At 76.9% G+C, this 19,757-nt stretch carries 2 protein-coding genes; both read left to right on the forward strand.

Annotation, left to right across the window (positions count from 1 at the left end; translation table 11 throughout):
* The first annotated feature begins 63 nt into the window (after positions 1–63).
* A complete protein-coding gene (locus PYR91_RS21500; protein WP_279782170.1) occupies positions 64–19,419 on the forward strand; it encodes a non-ribosomal peptide synthetase in 19,356 nt (6,451 codons plus the stop codon).
* A gap of 33 nt (positions 19,420–19,452) precedes the next feature.
* Positions 19,453–19,662 (forward strand): MbtH family protein, encoded by a 210-nt coding sequence (locus PYR91_RS21505; RefSeq protein WP_279782172.1) that lies wholly within the window; start codon positions 19,453–19,455, stop codon positions 19,660–19,662.
* Positions 19,663–19,757: the final 95 nt, after the last annotated feature.

Consider the following 19,757-nt stretch of genomic DNA (forward strand, 5'->3'; position numbering starts at 1 on the left):
AGTATGGCGGGCGGTCGCGGCTCAGACGAGCCGGTTCGGTCGAGTTCGGGAGGCGCGGTCTTCTTGTCCGCTAGCGAAGAGGCGATGGCCTACTGGCGTCGGAGGCTGGCACCGCTTCCGCAGGAGACGGCGCTCCCCGTCGACTTCCCGTACCCCTTGCTCCCCGCGGAGGACCGGCAGACGCGCACCCGTCCGCTGGCCGTGACCGCGCAGGGCGCCGCCCCGCTCGCCGCCTACGTGGCGCTGCTGCACCGGTACGGCGGCTCCGGCGAGGTCACCGTCGGGCACGAAGGGCTGCCGCTGCGCGTCGAGGTCGACGCGAGCACCACGTTCGGCGAGCTGACCCGCCGCGTGGCCGCCGCCCGCGAGGACGCCGAGGCGCACCGCGTCCCGCTCGACGTCCTGACGGCCGAGCTGAGCCCCGACCCGATGCGCGGCGGCGGCCTGCTCTTCAACACCTCCTTCACCGAAGACGCCGGCGACGCGCCGCAACCGGCGGCCCAGGGGGTGGACCTCGCGCTGGCGGCCGGGGACGGCCGCGTGCGCGCCGTCTACCGCGCCGACCTGTTCGAGGCCGCCACCGTCGACCGGATGCTCGACCACTACGCCAGGCTGCTGGCCGCCGGGCCGGCCCGGCCCGGCACCCCGGTCGGCGACCTGGACCTGCTGGGTGAGGAGGAGCGGCGCCGCATCCTGCTGGAGTGGAACGACACCGGCCACTCCGTGCCGCCGCTCACCTGGCCGGAGATGTTCGCCGAGCAGGTGAGCGCCCGCCCGGACGCCGTCGCGCTCGTCTTCGAGGACGTCAGGCTCACCTACGCCGAGCTGGACGAACGCGCCAACCGGCTCGCTCACGCGCTCACCGCACGCGGCGCCGGCCCCGAGCGGGTGGTCGCCCTCGCGCTGCCCCGCTCGGCCGAGCTGATCGTCGCCGAGGTGGCCGTGCTGAAGGCCGGCGCCGCCTACCTGCCGTTGGACACCGACTACCCGGCCGACCGCGTCGCCTACATGCTGGCCGACGCCGGGCCCGTCTGCCTGGTCACCACCGCCGAGACGCTGGGGGACCTCCCCCCGCGCGAGGGCGTGGAGACGGTGGTGCTGGACGCGCCCGAGACCGTGCGCGAGCTGGCGGGCCGCCCCGCCCACGACCCGGGAGAGGCCGACCGCGGGCCGCTGTCGGTGCTCAACGCGGCCTACGTCATCTACACCTCCGGCTCGACCGGCCGCCCGAAGGGCGTCGTGCTCTCGCACGCGGGTGTGGCCAAGCTCGTCGCCACCCAGACCGAACGCTTCGGCATCGGCCCGCACAGCCGTGTCCTGCAGTTCGCCTCGCCCGGGTTCGACGTGGCGTTCTGGGACCTGTGCCTCGGCCTACTCTCCGGCGGGCGCCTCGTCGTGGTGCCGTCCGAGCGGCGCGTGCCCGGCGCCCCGCTGGCCGACTACGCCGACGCCAACGGCATCACGTTCATGATCCTGCCCCCGGCGCTGCTCGCCGCGATGCCGGACGACGTCCTGCTGCCGCCCGCCGCCACGCTGCTCGCCGGCACCGAGCGCGTCTCGCCCGAGCTGGTGAGCCGCTACGCGCGCGGGCGGATGATGTTCAACGCCTACGGTCCCACCGAGGCGACCACCAACTCCACCCTCGGCCTGTGTGACCCCGACATCCCGCCCGGCTCCATCGTGCCCATCGGCGGCCCCGACCCGGGCACCCGCGCCTACGTGCTGGACGCGCGCCTCAGGCCCGTCCCCGCGGGCGTCGCGGGCGAGCTGTACCTGGGCGGGGCGGGCCTGGCCCGGGGCTACCTCGGACGGCCGGGGCTGACCGCCGAGCGGTTCGTCGCCGACCCGTTCGGCGCGCCGGGCGAGCGCCTGTACCGCACCGGCGACCTGGTGCGCTGGAAGGCCGACGGCCGTCTGGAGTTCCTCGGCCGCGCCGACACGCAGGTGAAGATCCGCGGCTTCCGCGTCGAGCCGGGAGAGGTCGAGTCGGTGCTGCGCTCGCACCCGGCCGTCGACCAGGTGGCGGTCGTCGCCCGCGAGGACCGGCCCGGCGACCGGCGGCTTGCGGCCTACGTCGTCCCCTCGCTGTCGGCCGAGGCCGGCCAGGACGCCGGCGTGCGGGTGGCGGAGTGGAAGGACCTGCACGAGCTGCTCTACGCCGCCGCCGGTGACGAGGGGCGGGGGTTCCGGGAGAACTTCGCCGGCTGGAACAGCATGTACGACGGCCTGCCGATCCCCGTCGAGGAGATGCGCGAGTGGCGGGACGCCACGGTCGCGCGCATCGGCGAGCTGCGGCCGCGCCGGGTGCTGGAGATCGGCGCCGGCAGCGGCCTCCTGCTGTCGCGCCTGGCCCCGGCCTGCGACGCGTACTGGGCCACCGACGTCTCTGAGGAGGCCGTGCGCGCCCTGCGCGCGCAGGTGGGCGCGGTGCCCGAGCTGGCCGGGCGGGTCGAGCTGCGGGCCCAGCCGGCTCACGACGGCACCGGGCTGCCCCAGGGCTTCTTCGACACCGTCGTCGTCAACTCCGTCGTCCAGTACTTCCCGAGCGCCGAGTACCTGGCGGACGTGCTGCGCCTGGCGGGCGGCCTGCTGGCCCCCGGCGGGTCCGTCTTCGTCGGCGACGTGCGCAACCTGCGTCTGCTGCGCTGCCTGCGCGCCGCCGTCGAGACCCGGCGCGCCGACGGCGCCGACGACAAGCAGGCGCTGCTTGCCGCCGTAGACCGGTCGGTGGCGTGGGAGGGCGAGCTGCTGCTCGACCCCGACTTCTTCGCGTCCCTGGACGGCTTCGAGGCCGACGTCCGCGTCAAGCGCGGCGGCCACCACAACGAGCTGACCCGCTACCGCTACGACGTCGTGCTGCGCGAGCGCGCCGCCGCCCCGGCGCCGGCCCAGGCGGAGCGGGAGGTCCGATGGACGAGCCTCACCGGGCCGGACGGGCTCGGCGCGCTGGCCGCGCTGCTCGCGGAGCGGCCCGCGCGGCTGCGCGTCACCGGCATCCCGAACGCCCGGCTCGCCGGGGACCTCGCCGCGCTGGACGCCGTCCAGGACGGCAGCCGCTCGACCGGCCCGGCGGGGGACGCCGACCCCGAGGCGCTGCACGCGCTCGGCGACCGGCACGGCTACCGCGTCGCCGTCACCTGGGACGGCCAGGCCGACGACGGCGCCTTGGACGCCGTCTTCACCACCGAGGACGAGCCCGCCGGCCTGTACCGCACCGCCGGGGCCTTCCCGCACGCCAACCGCCCCGCGCCGTTCCGGGACGTCGCCGCGCTGATGAAGGCGCTGCGCTCGCACGCCTCCGAGTGGCTGCCCGAGTACATGGTGCCCGCGGCCTTCGTCCCGCTCGACCGGCTGCCGGTCACCCCGAGCGGCAAGCTCGACGCCGCCGCGCTCCCGGCCCCCGACTACGGGGCCCTCAGCTCCGGCCGCGCCGCCCGCGACCCCCGCGAGAAGCTGCTGTGCGCGCTGTACGCCGAGACGCTGGGCCTGGAGTCGGTCACGATCGACGACGACTTCTTCGCGCTGGGCGGGGACAGCATCGTCGCCATCCGGTTCCTCGTCCGCGCCCGCAAGGCGGGCCTTCGGCTCACCTCCCGCGACGTGTTCCGCCACCGCACCGTCGCCGAGCTGGCCCCCGTGGCCGTGGACGGCCCGGAGGGCGCGCCCGGGACGGCCGCCGAGCGCGAGGACGGCCCGCCGCTGGTCCGGCTCGACGACGCCGAGCTGGCGGAGGCGCTGCGCGAGCACCCGGTGGCCGTCCAGGACGTGCTGCCGCTCAGCCCGCTGCAGGCAGGCTTCTTCTTCCACTCGCTGCTCGACGGCGCGGACGGCGACGTCTACGTCGTCCAGCAGGCGATCGACCTGGCCGGCCCGGTCGACGGCGAGGCCCTGCGCCGCGCCGCCCAGCGCCTGCTCGACCGGCACGCCCCGCTGCGCGCCTGCTTCCGCCGCCTCCCGGACGGGCGGGCCGTGCAGATCGTCGCCGAAGGGCTGGAGCTGCCGTGGCGCGAGGTCGACCTGTCGGCGGCCGGTGACGACGAGCGGCCCTCGCTGGCCGCCGCGGTGGCCGGCGAGGAGCGCGCCCGCCGCTTCGACCTGGCCCGCCCGCCGCTGGTGCGCTGCGCGCTCGTCCGGCTCGACCCCGGCCGCGCCCGCCTGCTGCTCACCTTCCACCACATCGTGGCGGACGGCTGGTCGCTGCCGGTGCTGCACCGCGAGCTGATGGCCTCCTACGGGGACGCCGCCCCGACGCTGCCCGAGGTCGCCCCCTACCGCGGCTTCCTGCGCCGCCTGGCCGAGGCCGACCAGGACGCCGCGCGCGAAGCGTGGCGCGCCGCGCTCGCCGGCCTGGACGAGCCGACGCGCCTGGTCGACGCCCCGGCCCATCCGGAGCGGCCCGCCGGCGCGCCGGTGCGGCCCGCGCAGGTGCGGGTGGAGCTGCCCGAGCGGGTCACCGCGCAGCTCGCGGTGCGCGCCAGGGAGCTGGGCGTGACGCTGGGCACGGTCGTCCAGGGGGCGTGGGGCCTGCTGCTGGGGCGGCTGACCGGGCGCCAGGACGTGGTGTTCGGCACGACCGTCTCCGGCCGGGACGCCGAGGTCGAGGGCATCGAGTCCATGGTCGGCCTGTTCATCAACACCCTGCCGTCCCGCCTCCGGTGGGAGCCCGCCGACACGCTGGCCGCCCTGCTGGGCCGGCTCCAGGACGAGCAGGCCCGGCTGCTGGACCACCAGCACCTCGGCCTGGCAGAGGTGCAGCGCGTCGCCGGGCACGCGGGCGGCGGCGAGCTGTTCGACACGCTGCTGGTCTTCGAGAACTACCCGGCCGACGCCGGCCTGGCCGACCCCTCGGGCACGGTACGGATCACCGGCCACGAGTTCCACGACACCGTCCACTACCCGCTCGCCCTCATCGTGAAGCCGGGCCGCCGCCTGGACCTGCGCCTGAAGCACCACACCCACCGCCTGGACGGCGAGGCCGCGCGGCTGATCGGCGACCGGCTCGCCCGGATCCTCCAGGCCGTCGCCGACGACCCCCGGCGGCGCGTCGCCGACGTCGGCCTGCTGTCGGACGCCGAGCTGGCCACGGCCCACCCGGCCGGGGAGAGCCGGGAGGTCCCGGAGACCACCCTGGCCGCCGCGTTCGAGGCCCAGGCGGCCCGCACGCCGTCGGCCACGGCGGTCGTCTACGAGGGGGAGACCCTCACCTACCGGGAGCTGGACGCCCGGGCGCAGGCCCTGGCCGGCCTCCTGCGCGCCCGCGGCGCGGGCCGCGGCGGCATCGTCGCGGTGGCCGTCCCGCGCTCGGCCGAGCTGATGGTCGCCCTGATGGGCGTGCTGAAGTCGGGCGCGGCCTACCTGCCGGTGGACGTCGACTACCCGGCCGACCGCATCGCCTACATGCTCGCCGACTCCGGCGCGAAGACGGTCGTGACGACCGCCGCCACGGCCCCGCGCCTCCCCGCGCTCGACGGCCTGACCCCGCTCGTCCTGGACGCCCCCGCCGCGGACGCCTCGGCCGGCGACGCCTTCGCCGGGGACGTCTCGTCCGGGGACGTCTCGGCCGGCGGCCCCTGGGCTGGGGACGTCTCGTCCGGGGACGCCTCGGCCGTTGGCACCCGGGCCGGAGCGTCGCCGGGAGCGGGCGGTTCCGCCGGCCCCGACGACCCGGCCTACCTGATCTACACCTCGGGCTCGACCGGGCGTCCCAAGGGCGTGGTCGTCACCCACCGCGCCATCGTCAACCGGCTGGCCTGGATGCAGGGCGAGTACGGGCTGCGCGCCGACGACCGGGTGCTGCAGAAGACGCCGTCCAGCTTCGACGTGAGCGTCTGGGAGTTCTTCTGGGCGCCGCTGGAGGGCGCCGCCGTGGTGCTCGCCCGGCCCGACGGCCACCGCGACCCGGCGTACCTGGCGGAGCTGATCCGCGAGCGGGGCGTCACCACGATGCACTTCGTCCCGTCGATGCTGGAGGCGTTCCTCGGCGCGCCCGAGGTGACCGGCGACCCGTCGTGGGCCGCGAGCCTGCGCCGGGTGTTCAGCAGCGGCGAGGCCCTGCCCGGCCCCGCCGCCGCGCGCTGGGGCGAGCTCACCGGCGTGCCGCTGCACAACCTGTACGGCCCGACCGAGGCCGCCGTGGACGTCACCCACCACGCCTGCGACGGCTCCGAGGGCGTCACCGTGCCCATCGGGCGCCCGGTGTGGAACACCGGCCTGCGGGTGCTGGACGCCTGCCTGCGCCCGGTGCCCGCGGGCGTGCCCGGCGAGCTGTACCTGGCGGGCGTCCAGCTCGCCCGGGGCTACCACGCCCGGCCCGGCCTGACCGCCGAGCGGTTCGTCGCCGATCCGTACGGCCCGGCGGGCACCCGCATGTACCGCACCGGCGACCTGGTGCGCCGCCGCGCCGACGGTTCGGTCGAGTACCTGGGCCGCACCGACCGTCAGGTGAAGCTGCGCGGCAACCGCATCGAGCCGGGCGAGATCGAGGCGGCCCTGGCCGCGCTGCCCGCTGTCGCCCAGGCGGCGGTGGCGGTGCACGGCTCCACGCTCGTCGCGTACGTCGTCCCCGCCGGCACGCCGGCCGGCGCGGGCGCCCCGGTCGAGGCCCGCGTTCCGGTGGACGCGGGCGCGCTCAGGGCGGCGCTGGCCGGGACGCTGCCCGCGCCCATGGTGCCGGACGTCTACCTGGCGCTCGACGCGCTGCCGCTGACGCCCAGCGGCAAGCTCGACCGCAACGCCCTGCCCGCCCCCGAGGCGGTGCGCGCTGAGGCGCGCGCCCCCCGGAGCGAGCGCGAGCGGCTCCTCACCGAGATCTTCGCGGGCGTGCTCAAGATCGGCGAGGTCGGCGTCGACGACGACTTCTTCATGCTCGGCGGCGACAGCATCACCTCGATCGGCGTCTCCAGCCGCGCCCGCCGGGCCGGCCTGCCGGTCAGCCCCCGCGACGTCTTCGAGCACCGCACCCCCGCCGGCCTGGCGGCGGCCTTCCCGGCCGCCGAGGCCGTGGACGGGCCGGCGGTCCCCTCCGACGCCGGAATCGCGCCGGCCCCGCCCGTGGCCGGCGGCGCGCCGCGGGGCGAGGCCCCGGCGGGCGCCGGGGTGGCGGCGCTCGACCTGACCGAGGACGAGATCGCCCGCGTACACCGGCTCGGCGGCTCCGTGGAGGACATCTGGCCGCTGGCGCCGCTGCAGGAGGGCCTGTTCTTCCACTCCACCTACGACCGGGCCGGTCTGGACGTCTACACCGTCCACGAGTCCTTCGACCTCGCCCGGCGCGTCGACGCCGACCGGCTGCGCGCCGCCGTCAGGGCGCTGGTCGCCCGCAACCCCAGCCTGCGCGCCGGGTTCACCAGCGACGGCCTGCGCCGGCCGGTGCAGTTCATCGTCCGCGACCCGGAGATCCCGCTGGAGGAGGCCGACCTGTCGGCGCTCCCCGCCGCCGAGCAGGACGAACGGCTGCGCGAGCTGATGGACGCCGAGCGCGTCCGCCAGTTCGACCTGGCCCGCCCCCTGCTGTTCCGCATGCTCCTGATCCGCCTGGGCGACCGGGGTGACCGGCTGGTCGTCGGCCGCCACCTGCTGCTGTGGGACGGCTGGTCGGCCTGGCTGTTCCTCGGCCAGCTCTTCGCGCTGTACGAGTCGAACGGCGACGACCGCGCCCTGCCGGCGCCCGGCTCCTACCGCGACTACCTCACCTGGCTGGAGGCGCAGGACACCGCCGTCGCCACCGGCGCCTGGCGCGACGCGCTGCGCGGCCTGCAGGAGCCCACCCTGCTCGCCGCCGCCGACGAGGGCCTGGAGCCGGTCATCCCCGAGAGCGTCGAGGCCGTCCTGCCCGCGGGCGTGGGGGCGCGGCTGCGCGACGTCGCGCGCGGCCACGGGCTGACCCTCAACACGGTGCTCACCGCCGCCTGGGGCCTGGTGCTGGCGAGCGTGACCGGCCGCACCGACGTCGTGTTCGGCACGACCGTGGCCGGGCGGCCGACCGAGGTGCCCGACGTCGAGAACGTCATCGGCATGTTCCTGAACACCGTCCCCGCCCGCATCGCCTTCGACCCGTCCGAGCCGGTGCTGAGCCTGCTGCGCCGGGTGCAGGCCGAGCGCCTGGCCCTGATGCCGCACGAGTACCTGGGCCTCGGCGTGCTGCAGGCCGAGACCGGCCACCGCCGGCTGTTCGACACCCTGTTCGTGCTGCGCGACGCCGACACGAACGCGCGCCTGGCGGAGCTGGCCGGCACGCACGGCGCCACCGCCGTGGCCAACGTCGACGCCACGCACTACCCGGTCAACGTGATCGTCACGCCGGGGGAGCGGATCAGGGTCACCGTCGCCCACCGCCCGGACATCGTCGACCGGCCGAAGGCGCGGGCCATGCTCGACCGCTTCACCCTGCTGCTGGAGCGGCTGACCCGCGACCCGCACGCCCCCGTGGGCGGCGTCGACCCGGTGCTGCCCGCCGAGCGGGCCGCGCTGGAGCGGGAGTGGGCCGCGAGCCGCGTGCCCGATCCCGAGGACACCATCGCCGCCCTGCTCGCCGCCCAGGCGGCGCGCACCCCGGAGGCCACCGCGCTCGTCTTCGGCGACCAGACGGTGACCTACGCCGAGCTGGACGCCCGCGTCAACCGCATGGCGCGGCTGCTGGCGGCCATGGGCGCCGCGCCGGAGAGCGTGGTCGCGCTCGGGCTGCCGCGCTCGATCGACATGGTGGTCGCGCTGTTCGCCGTGCTGCGCACCGGCGCCGCCTACCTGCCGCTGGAGCTGGACCACCCCGGCGACCGGCTCGCCGCCATGCTCGACGACGCCCGGCCCGCGCTGCTGCTGTCCACCGCGGCCGTCTCCGCGCGCCTGGCGGGCGCCGTCCCGGACGTCCCGCGTGTCCTGCTCGACACCGCTGAGGCGGCCCGGGAGCTGGCCGGGTTCTCCGGCGCCCCGGTCACCGAGGCCGAACGGCCGCCGTTCAGCCTGGAGCACCCGGCGTACGTGATCTACACCTCAGGGTCCACCGGCCGCCCCAAGGGCGTCGTCACGCCGTACCGCGGCCTGACCAACATGCAGCTCAACCACCAGAGGGAGATCTTCGACCCGGCCGTCGCGTCGGCGGGCGGGCGGCGGCTGCGCATCGCGCACACCGTCTCCTTCGCCTTCGACATGTCGTGGGAGGAGCTGCTCTGGCTGGTCGAGGGGCACGAGGTGCACATCTGCGACGAGGAGCTGCGCCGCGACGCCGAGGCCCTGGTCGCCTACTGCGACGCGCACCGCGTCGACGTCGTCAACGTCACCCCGACCTACGCCCACCTGCTGATGGAGGAGGGGCTGCTGGAGGGCCACCGGCCGCCGCTCGTGCTGCTCGGCGGCGAGGCGGTGCCCGACGCTGTCTGGGCGCGGCTGCGCGACACCGACGGCACCTACGGCTACAACCTGTACGGGCCCACCGAGTACACGATCAACGCCCTGGGCGGCGGCACGCACGACAGCGGCACGCCGACCGTCGGGCGTCCCATCCGCGCGACCAGGGCCCTGATCCTGGACACCTGGCTGCGGCCGGTGCCCGAGGGCGTGGCCGGCGAGCTGTACCTCGCCGGGATCGGCCTGGCCCGCGGCTACCTGCGCCGGCCCGGCCTGACCGCCGAACGCTTCGTCGCCGACCCGTACGGCGAGCCGGGCGAGCGCATGTACCGCACCGGCGACCTCGTGCGCCGCCGCCCCGACGGCAACCTGGACTTCCTCGGCCGCACCGACCACCAGGTCAAGATCCGCGGCTACCGGGTCGAGCCGGGCGAGGTCGAGACCGCGCTCGTGCGGCACCCGAGGGTGCGCCAGGCCGCCGTCATCGCCCGCGACGACCCGTCGGCGCCGGGCACCCAGCGCCTCATCGGGTACGTGGTCCCGGCCGAGCTGACCGGCGACGAGCGGGAGGACGCCGAGCGCGAGAGCGTCGGGGAGTGGGAGCAGATCTACTCCGACGAGTACGAGCGCATCGGCACCGCCGTCTTCACCGAGGACTTCGCGGGCTGGGACAGCAGCTACGACGGGCGGCCCATCCCCGTCGAGCACATGCGCGAGTGGCGCGAGCAGACCGTCGCCCGCGTCCGCGAGCTGCGCCCGCGCCGCATCCTGGAGATCGGCGTCGGCTCGGGCCTGCTGCTGTCGCGCCTGGCGCCGGACGCCGAGGCGTACTGGGGCACCGACCTGGCCGCGCCGGTCATCCGCAAGCTGCGCGAGGACCTGCGCCGCGACCCCGAACTGGCCGCCAAGGTCGAGCTGCGCTGCCAGCCTGCCCACGTCACCGACGGGCTGCCCGAGGGCTACTTCGACACGGTCGTGATCAACTCCGTCGTCCAGTACTTCCCCAGCGCCGACCACCTGGGCGAGGTCGTGCACGGCGCCATGCGGCTGCTCGCGCCCGGCGGCGCCCTGTTCGTCGGCGACGTGCGCGACCTGCGGACGGCCCGCGCCTTCCAGACCGGCATCCAGCTCACCCGAGCCGGCGAGGACGCCGACCCCGAGCGGGTGCGCCGCGCCGTCGACCGCGGCCTCGCGCTGGAGAAGGAGCTGCTCGTCGACCCCGACTACTTCACCACGCTCGGCTACGGCGTCGACCTGCGCACCAAGCGCGGCCACCACCACAACGAGCTGTCGCGCTACCGCTACGACGCCGTCCTCTACAAGGGCGAGCCCGACCTGCGGCTCGGCGACGAGCCGGTCGTGGAGTGGGACGGCGACCCCGCCGCCCTCGCCCACCACCTGCGCGAGGACCGCCCGGAACGGCTGAGGCTGACCGCCGTCCCCGACGCCCGCGCCGCGAGCGAGCGCCGCACCACCGCGCCCACCAGGCCCGGCGCCGCCGTCACGAGCCCGCCGGCGGACGGGGCCCCCGGCGCCGAGGACGCCGCGACGGTGAGCGTGCCCTACGGCGCCCTGGAGGGCGGAGTGGAGCCCGAGGCCCTGCACGAGCTGGGGGCCCGCGAGGGATACCGGGTGCTCACCACCTGGTCGCCGGAGACCGGCGCGTTCGAGGCCGTCTTCGTCCGGGGCGACTTCCGGGTCACCTCGGGCCTCTACCGGCCCGGCGGCGGCACGCCGCCGTACGCCAACGACCCGGCGGCGGCGCGCGGCGCGAGCGGGCTGGCGCAGCGGCTGCGCGAGGACCTGCGGCGGCACCTGCCCGACTACATGGTCCCGGCCGCCTTCGTCGTGCTCGACCGGCTGCCGATGAACGACAACGGCAAGCTCGACGCGCGGGCGCTGCCCGACGCCGACCCGGCCGCCCGCACCGGCGGCGGGCGCGGGCCGCGCACCGCCCAGGAAGAGGTGCTCTGCCGGCTGTTCGCCGAGGTGCTCGGCCTGCCGGAGGTCGGCGCCGAGGACGGCTTCTTCGACCTCGGCGGCCACTCCCTGCTCGCCACCCGGCTCGTCAGCCGGGCCCGCGCCGAGCTCGGCGCCGAGCTGGCCATCCGCGACCTGTTCGAGGCCCCGACGCCCGCCCTGCTCGCCGGCCGCGCCACGGCCGGCCGCCCCGCCCGCCCGGCGATCGCGCCCGAGGCGGACCGGCCCGAGCGTGTCCCGGCGTCGGCGGCGCAACGGCGCCTGTGGCTGGCCGAGCGGCTCAGCGGCGGCGACGCCTACCACTTCCCCCTGGTCTTCCGCCTGCGCGGCGACCTGGACACCGGCGCGCTGCGCCAGGCGCTGCGCGACGTGGCCGGCCGCCACGAGGCGCTGCGCACCGTCCTGGCCGAGCACGAGGGCGAGCCTTACCAGCGGATCATCCCGGCGGAGGAGGCCGAGCCGCGGTTCACCGTGGCGGACGTCCGCGAAGACGAGCTGGACGCCCGGGTGCGCGCCGCCGTCGCCCGCCCGTTCGACCTGGGCGCGGAGCCGCCGCTGCGGGCCGACGTGCTCCGGGTGGCGCCCGGCGACCACGTCGTGGCCGTCCTGCTGCACCACGTGGCCACCGACGAGTGGTCCGACCGCCCCTTCCTCGCCGACCTGGGCGCGGCCTACCGCGCCAGGCGCGAGGGCCGTGCCCCGGAGTGGACGCCGCTGCCCGTCCAGTACGCCGACTACACCCTGTGGCAGCACCGCCTGCTCGGCGCGCCCGTGGCCGCCGGGCCCGGCGCGCCCGCCGTCTCGGGGGAGGGGGCGCGGCAGCTCGCCTACTGGGCCGAGGCCCTGGAGGGGCTGCCCGAGGAGATCGCGCTGCCGCTGGACCGGCCGCGCCCGGCCCGGCCGTCGGGACGGGGCGGCACCGTGCGCACCGAGCTGCCCGCCCAGACCGTACGCGCGCTGCGCGCCCTGTGCGCCCAGACCGGCACCAGCATGTTCATGCTGTTCCAGGCGGCGGTCGCCACCCTGCTGCACCGCATGGGCGGCGGCACCGACATCCCGCTCGGCGCGCCGATCGCCGGGCGCACCGACAGCGCGCTGGACGACCTGGTCGGCTTCTTCGTCAACACCCTGGTGCTGCGCGCCGACCTGTCGGGCGACCCCACCTTCACCGAGCTGCTGGCCCGCGTGCGCGACGCCGACCTGGCCGCCTTCGAACACCAGGACCTGCCCTTCGAGCAGGTCGTCGAGGCGCTCAACCCGCCGCGCGTCCCGGGCCGCAACCCGCTGTTCCAGGTGATGCTGGGCTACCACCACCGGCCCGACGGCGACCCCGACGTGCTGGACCTGCCCACCGAGTGGTGGCCGGCCCGCATCGAGACCGCCAAGTTCGACCTGGACTTCACCTTCGTCGACCACACGGGCGAGGACCGCGTCGTCCTGCTGCTGGAGTACGCAGCCGACCTCGCCGACGAGGGGACGGCGCGGGCGCTCGCCGAACGCACCGTCGACCTGCTGGCCCGGCTGGCGGACGACTCCGGCCGGCCCGTCGGCCACATCTCCGTGCTCACCGAGGCAGAGCGCCGGGCCGCCGAGCTGACCTGGAACGCGACCGCCCGGCCGGTGGAGCGCCGGACCGTCCCCGAGCTGTTCGCCGAGACCGCCCGCACCGCCCCGCACCGGACCGCGCTGGTCACCGGCGAGCGCCGCCTGACCTTCGGCGAGCTGTCGCGGGAGGCCGGCCGGATCGCCCGCCTGCTGCGCGGACGCGGCGTCGGCGCCGAGAGCGTGGTCGGGCTGGCCCTTCCCCGGGCCGAGATGGTGCCGGCGATCCTCGGCGTGCTCGCCGCGGGCGCCGCCTACCTGCCGCTGGACCCGGCCTACCCGGCCGAGCGGCTCGACTACATGCTCCGGGACGCGTCCCCCGTCTGCGTCCTGTCCACCGCGGCCATCGCACCCACCCTGCCCCCCGCCGCCGTCGAGACGCTGCTGCTCGACGCCGCCGAGCCCCTCGCCGGCTCGGTGAACGGCGCCGCCCGTCACCCGTCCGGCGCGCCGGCCGGTCCGGTGAACGGCCACCCGCTCCCCGACGACGGCCGCGCCGCCGCGGGGCCCTGGGCAGAGGTGTGGCCCGAGGCGGACGCGGCCGCGTACGTCATCTACACCTCCGGCTCCACCGGCCGGCCCAAGGGGGTGGTCGGCACCCACCGGGGGCTGAGCAACCTGTTCGCCGGGCAGCTCGCGGACGTCATCGAGCCCGCCCGCCGGGCCGCCGGACGCGACACGCTGCGGGCCGCGCACGCGGCGTCCTTCAGCTTCGACGGGTCGTGGGAGCCGCTGCTCTGGCTGCTGGCCGGGCACGAGCTGCACGTCCTGGACGAGACCACCATGACCGACCCGGCCGCGTTCGCGGCCCACCTCGCCGAGGCGGCCCTCGACTACGTCGACCTGACCCCCACCCACCTGCTGGAGCTGCTGCACCACGGGGTGCTCGCCCCCGGCGGCCACCTTCCCGGCGTGGTCGTCGTGGGCGGCGAGGCGACCTCCGCCGACCTGTGGCGGCGCCTGGGCGCGCTCCCCGGCACCGTCGTCCACGACCTGTACGGGCCGACCGAGTGCGCCGTGGACGCCTACGGCCGGCACAGCGACGGGCCCGACGGGCCGTGGGCCGCGCCGGTCGCCAACATCCGGGCCCACGTGCTGGACGCCGCGCTGCGCCCGGTGCCCGCCGGGGTGCCCGGCGAGCTGTACCTGGCGGGCGAGGGCCTGGCCCGCGGCTACCTCGGCCGCCCCGGGCTCACCGCCGAGCGGTTCACCGCCGACCCGTTCGGGGCGCCCGGCGGCCGCATGTACCGCACCGGCGACCTGGCGCGCCGCCGCGCCGACGGCACGCTGGAGTTCCTCGGCCGCGCCGACGACCAGGTCAAGCTGCGCGGCTTCCGCATCGAGCTCGGCGAGATCGAGGCCGTGCTGGGCGCGCACCCCGGCGTCGCGCAGGCCGCCGTGGCCGTCCGCGAGGACACCCCCGGCGTGCCGCGGCTCGTCGCGTACACGGTCCCGGTGCCCGGCGTGCGCGCCGACCCCGCCGAGCTGCGCGCGCACGTCGCCGCCGTGCTGCCCGAGCACATGGTGCCGGCGGCCTTCGCCGAGCTGCCCGCGCTGCCGAGGTCGGGCAGCGGCAAGCTCGACCGCCGCGCCCTGCCCGCCCCGGACCCGGCGGCGGTGACGACGGCCGGGCGGCGCCCGCGCGACGCCCGCGAGGAGATCCTCCGCGAGCTGTTCGCCTCGGTGCTCGGCATCCCCCGGGTGGGCGTGGACGACGACTTCTTCGCGCTCGGCGGCCACTCGCTGCTGGCGATGCGGCTGGTCAGCCGGGTGCGCGCGGCGCTGGGCGCCGAGGTCACCCTTCGCTCGGTCTTCGAGGCCCCCACCGTCGCCCGGCTCGCCGAGCGGCTGGCGCGCGCGGACGCCCCCGAGGGAAGCGCGCCCCGTCCCGAGCCGGTCGCCGTCGCCGTCCGGCCCGGACGGCTCCCGCTGTCCTCGCCCCAGCGCCGCCTGTGGGTGCTGTACCAGGTGGAGGGCCCGAGCGCCACGTACAACATCCCGGTGGCCTGGCGCCTGTCCGGCGACCTGGACCTGCCCGCCCTGCGGGCCGCGCTCGGCGACCTCGTGGCCCGCCACGAGTCGCTGCGCACCGTCTTCCCCGAGGAGGGCGGGCGGCCCTACCAGCGGATCCTCGACCCCGGCGAGGCCCGCCCCGACGTGATCGTCTCCCGGGTCGCGCCGGACGACCTGGCCGGGAGCCTGGCCGAGGCGGCGGGGTACGGGTTCCAGCTGGACCGCGAGCCGCCGCTGCGCGTCCACGTGTTCCAGCTCGCCGAGGGCGAGCACGTGCTGCTGCTCCTGCTGCACCACATCGCGGGCGACGAGTGGTCGGACCTGCCGCTCACCCGCGACCTGGCCGCCGCCTACGAGGCGCGGGCGGCCGGGCGCGAGCCGGGCTGGGCGCCGCTGCCGGTCCAGTACGCCGACTACACGCTCTGGCACCGCGACCTGCTCGGCGACGAGGCCGACCCCGGCAGCGTGGCGTCCCGCCAGCTCGCCTTCTGGAAGGACGCGCTGGCCGGGCTGCCCGAGGAGATCGCGCTGCCCGCCGACCGCCCGCGCCCGCCGGAGTCCAGCCACCGCGGCGGGGCCGTGGAGATGCCGCTGGACCCGGAACTGGCCGGCGCCCTGCGCGAGCTGGCCCGGTCGTCCGGGGTCAGCATGTTCATGGTCGTCCAGGCCGCCGTCGCCGCCCTGCTCACCCGGCACGGGGCCGGGACCGACATCCCGCTGGGCAGCCCGATCGCCGGGCGCACCGACGAGGCGCTGGAGGACCTGGTCGGCTTCTTCCTCAACACGCTGGTGCTGCGCGCCGACACCTCGGGCGACCCGTCGTTCCGCGAGCTGCTGGCGCGCGTGCGGGACGCCGACCTGGCCGCCTTCGACCACCAGGACGTGCCGTTCGAGCGCCTGGTGGAGGTGCTCAACCCGCCGCGCTCGCTGGCGCGCCACCCGCTCTTCCAGGTCATGGTGGTGTACCTGGCCGCGGGCGGCGGCCGGGTGGAGCTGGCGGGCCTGCGGTCCCGGCCCGAGGAGGTCGGGCAGGCCACGGCCAAGTTCGACCTGTCCTTCGACTTCGTGGAGCGGGACGGCGGCGACGGCGTCGACGGCGTGCTGGAGTACAGCACCGACCTGTTCGACCCGGCCACGGCCGAGGCGCTCGCCGAGCGGCTGCTGCGGGTCCTGCGCGCGGTGGCCGCCGACCCGGAGGCCCCGATCGGCGCGATCGACATCCTGGGCGCGCGCGAGCGTCACCGGATTCTGCGGGAGTGGAACGCCCGGCCGCTCGCGGCCGAGCCGGCGACCGTGCCCGCGCTGTTCGAGCGCCAGGCCCGTCTCTCGCCGGACGCGCCCGCCGTCGCGTCCGACGGCGTCGAACTGACGTACGCCCGGCTCAACGACGAGGCCAACCGGCTGGCGCGGCTGCTGGTCGCGCACGGCGCCGGGCCCGAGCGCGTCGTCGCGCTGGCGCTGCCCCGCACCGCGCACACCCTGGCGGCCATCCTGGCGGTGCAGAAGGCCGGCGCCGCCTACCTGCCCCTGGACACCGACGCCCCCGCCGCCCGCACCGCCGGAACGCTCGCCGACGCGCGACCGGTGCTGACGGTGACCACCCGCGCCCTGGCGTCCGCGCTGCCCGCCGGCCCGCCGGTCCTGGTGCTGGACGCCCCGGAGACCCAAGCCCGGCTGGCCGCCCTGGACGGCCGTGACCTCGCCGACGCCGACCGCGCGGCGCCCCTGTCCCCGCGCCACCCGGCCTACGTGATCTACACCTCCGGCTCCACCGGCCGTCCCAAGGGGGTCGTGGTCACCCACGAGAGCGTCGCCAACCTCTTCCACAGCCACCGCGAGACCCTCTACGCGCCGGCCGTCGAGGCGACAGGCCGGCGGCACCTGCGCGCCGGGCACGCCTGGTCGTTCTCGTTCGACGCGTCCTGGCAGCCGCAGCTGTGGCTGCTGGACGGCCACTGCGTGCACGTGGTGGCCGAGGAGACCCGCCGCGACCCCGAGCTGCTCGCGGCGGCCGTCGTCGAGCACGGCTTCGACTTCCTGGAGGTCACCCCCTCGTTCTTCGCCCAGATGGCCGAGGCCGGGCTCATCCAGGGCGACCGCAGCCCGCTCGCGGTCGTGGGCGTGGGCGGCGAGGCCGTGCCCGCCGCGCTGTGGGAGCGGCTGGCCAGGCTGCGCGGCACCGAGGCGTACAACCTGTACGGGCCGACCGAGTCCACCGTCGACGCCCTGGTCGCGCGGGTGCGCGACAGCGACCGGCCGCTGGTCGGCCGCCCGGTCGCCGGCACGCGCGCCTACGTCCTGGACGACCGGCTGAGCCCGGTGCCGCACGGCGTCACCGGTGAGCTGTACCTGGCGGGCGGCGGGCTGGCCCGCGGCTACCTCGGCCGCCCCGCGCTGACCGCCGAGCGGTTCGTCGCCGACCCGTTCGGCCCGCCCGGCTCCCGGCTGTACCGCACCGGCGACCTGGCCCGCTGGACGTCCGACGGGCGGCTGGACTACCTGGGCCGTGCCGACGACCAGGTCAAGATCCGCGGCTTCCGCATCGAGCCGGCCGAGGTCGAGTCCGTGCTGGCCGCCCACCCGGCGGCCGGGCAGGCGCTGGCGACCGTCCGCGAGGACGGGCCGCGCAAGCTGCTCGTCGCCTACGTCGTCCCGGCCCCCGGCCGGTCGCCCGACCCGGCCGACCTGCGCGGGCACGCCGCCCGGCACCTGCCGGACTACATGGTCCCGGCGGCGGTCGTGGTGCTGGACCGGCTGCCGGTGCTGCCCAACGGCAAGCTCGACCGCAACGCCCTGCCCGCCCCCGACCTGGCCGCCGCGGCCACCGGGCGCGAGCCCGGGACGCCGATGGAGAAGACCCTCTGCGCCGTCGTCGCCGGAGTGCTGGGGCTGGAACGGGTCGGCGTCGACGACGACTTCTTCGCCCTCGGCGGGGACAGCATCGTGGCGATGCAGCTCGTCAGCGCGGCACGCGCTGCCGGGGTGCGGATCACGCCGCGCCTGGTGTTCCTGCACCGCACCGTCGCCGGGTTGTGCGCGGTCGCGACCGAGGCCGGCGCCGCCACGGCCTCGCGGGACGACGGCGCGGGCACCGTGCCGTTCACGCCGGTCATGCACTGGCTGCGCGAGCTGGGCGGCCCGTTCGCCGGCTACCACCAGGCCGCGCTGGTCCAGACCCCCGCCGCGCTGGACCGCCCCGGGCTGGCCGCCGTCCTGCGGGCGCTCGCCGACCGGCACGACACGCTGCGCGCGCGGCTGGTCCGCAACGGCCCGCGTGACTGGGCCCTGCAGGTGCCGGCGGCCGGGTCGGTCGACACCGACGCCTGGATCGAGCGCGTCGACGCCGCCGGGCTGGACGGCGACGCGCTCCGGGCCGTGATCGCCGACCGCGCCCGCGCGGCCCGCTCCGCGCTCGACCCGGACGCCGGCGAGATGGTGAGGGCCGTCTGGTTCGACGCCGGGGAACGGCCGGGCCGGCTGCTGCTCATGGCGCACCACCTGGTCGTGGACGGCGTCTCCTGGCGGGTCCTGCTGCCCGACCTGGCCGAGGCGTGGAAGGCCGTCGCCGAGGGCCGCGCGCCCCGGCTCGCGCCCGTCGGCACCTCCTTCCGCCGGTGGTCGAACCGGCTCGCGGAGCTGGCGCTCGACCCCGCCCGCGAGGCCGAGCTGCCGGTGTGGACCGGCGTGCTCGACGGCGCCGAGCCGCTGCCGCTCGACCGGCCGCTGGACCCGGCCCGGGACACCTTCGGCACCGTGCGGAACCTGGAGCTGCGGCTGCCCGCCGAGCGCACCGGCCCGCTGCTGTCGGCCGTCCCGGCCGCCTACGGCGCGAGCGTCAACGACGTGCTGCTGACCGGTCTCGGCCTCGCCGTCGCCGGCTGGCGGCGCGCGCGGACGGGCGCGGGCGGCGGCGCGGTGCTCGTCGACCTGGAAGGCCACGGCCGCGAGGAGGAGCTGCTGGACGACGCCGACCTGTCCCGGACGGCCGGCTGGTTCACCAGCGTCTTCCCGGTCCGCCTGGACACCGGCGGGGTCGACCTGGACGACGCGCTGTCCGGCGGCCCGGCCGCCGAGCAGGCGCTGGCGCGGGTGCGGGGCCACCTGGGCTCGCTGCCCGCGAACGGCGTGGGCTACGGCATGCTGCGCCACCTCAACCCGCGCACGGGCCCGGTGCTCGCCGCGTACGAGGCGCCGCGCATCGAGTTCAACTACCTGGGCCGCTTCGGCATCCCCGAGGAGACCGACTGGTCCTATGCCCCGGAGGAGGACGTGGCCGACATCGGCCCCGAGGCGGCGATGCGGGAGGGCTACGCGCTCAGCGTCAACGTCGTCGCCGAGGACCGCCCCGGCGGCCCGGTGCTCGCGGCCCACTGGTCGTGGCCCGAGGGCGTGCTGACGCCGGACGCCGTCCAGGAGCTGGCCGAGACGTGGTTCCTGGCCCTGACCTCACTGATCGACCGCGCCGCGGCGCGCACCCCCTGAACCGACGAAAGACCGACGACAGGAGACGGCGAGATGAGCAACCCCTTCGAGAACCCCGACGGCGTCTACGTGGTGCTGGTCAACGACGAGGGCCAGCACAGCCTGTGGCCGGAGTTCGTGGAGATCCCGGCCGGCTGGACCACCGTCCACGGGCCGGGCACCCGCCAGGAGTGCCTGGACCACATCGAGGCCAACTGGACCGACATGCGCCCCAAGAGCCTGGTGGAGCGGCAGGGAGGCTGACCCGCGCCCGGCCCATGCGAGACGGGCGGGCGCCCCCCGCGGGGGGGCGGGGCCGGCGGCGGGGGGGGGGGGGGGGGGGGCGCCCCCCCCCCCCC

Origin of the sequence: Sphaerisporangium sp. TRM90804, assembly GCF_029846175.1 — a bacterium.
Lineage (GTDB): Bacteria > Actinomycetota > Actinomycetes > Streptosporangiales > Streptosporangiaceae > Sphaerisporangium.

Bases quoted from the DNA above. Each gene is read 5' to 3' on its own strand.
- PYR91_RS21505 (WP_279782172.1), top strand. From the start codon at position 19,453: ATGAGCAACCCCTTCGAGAACCCCGACGGCGTCTACGTGGTGCTGGTC.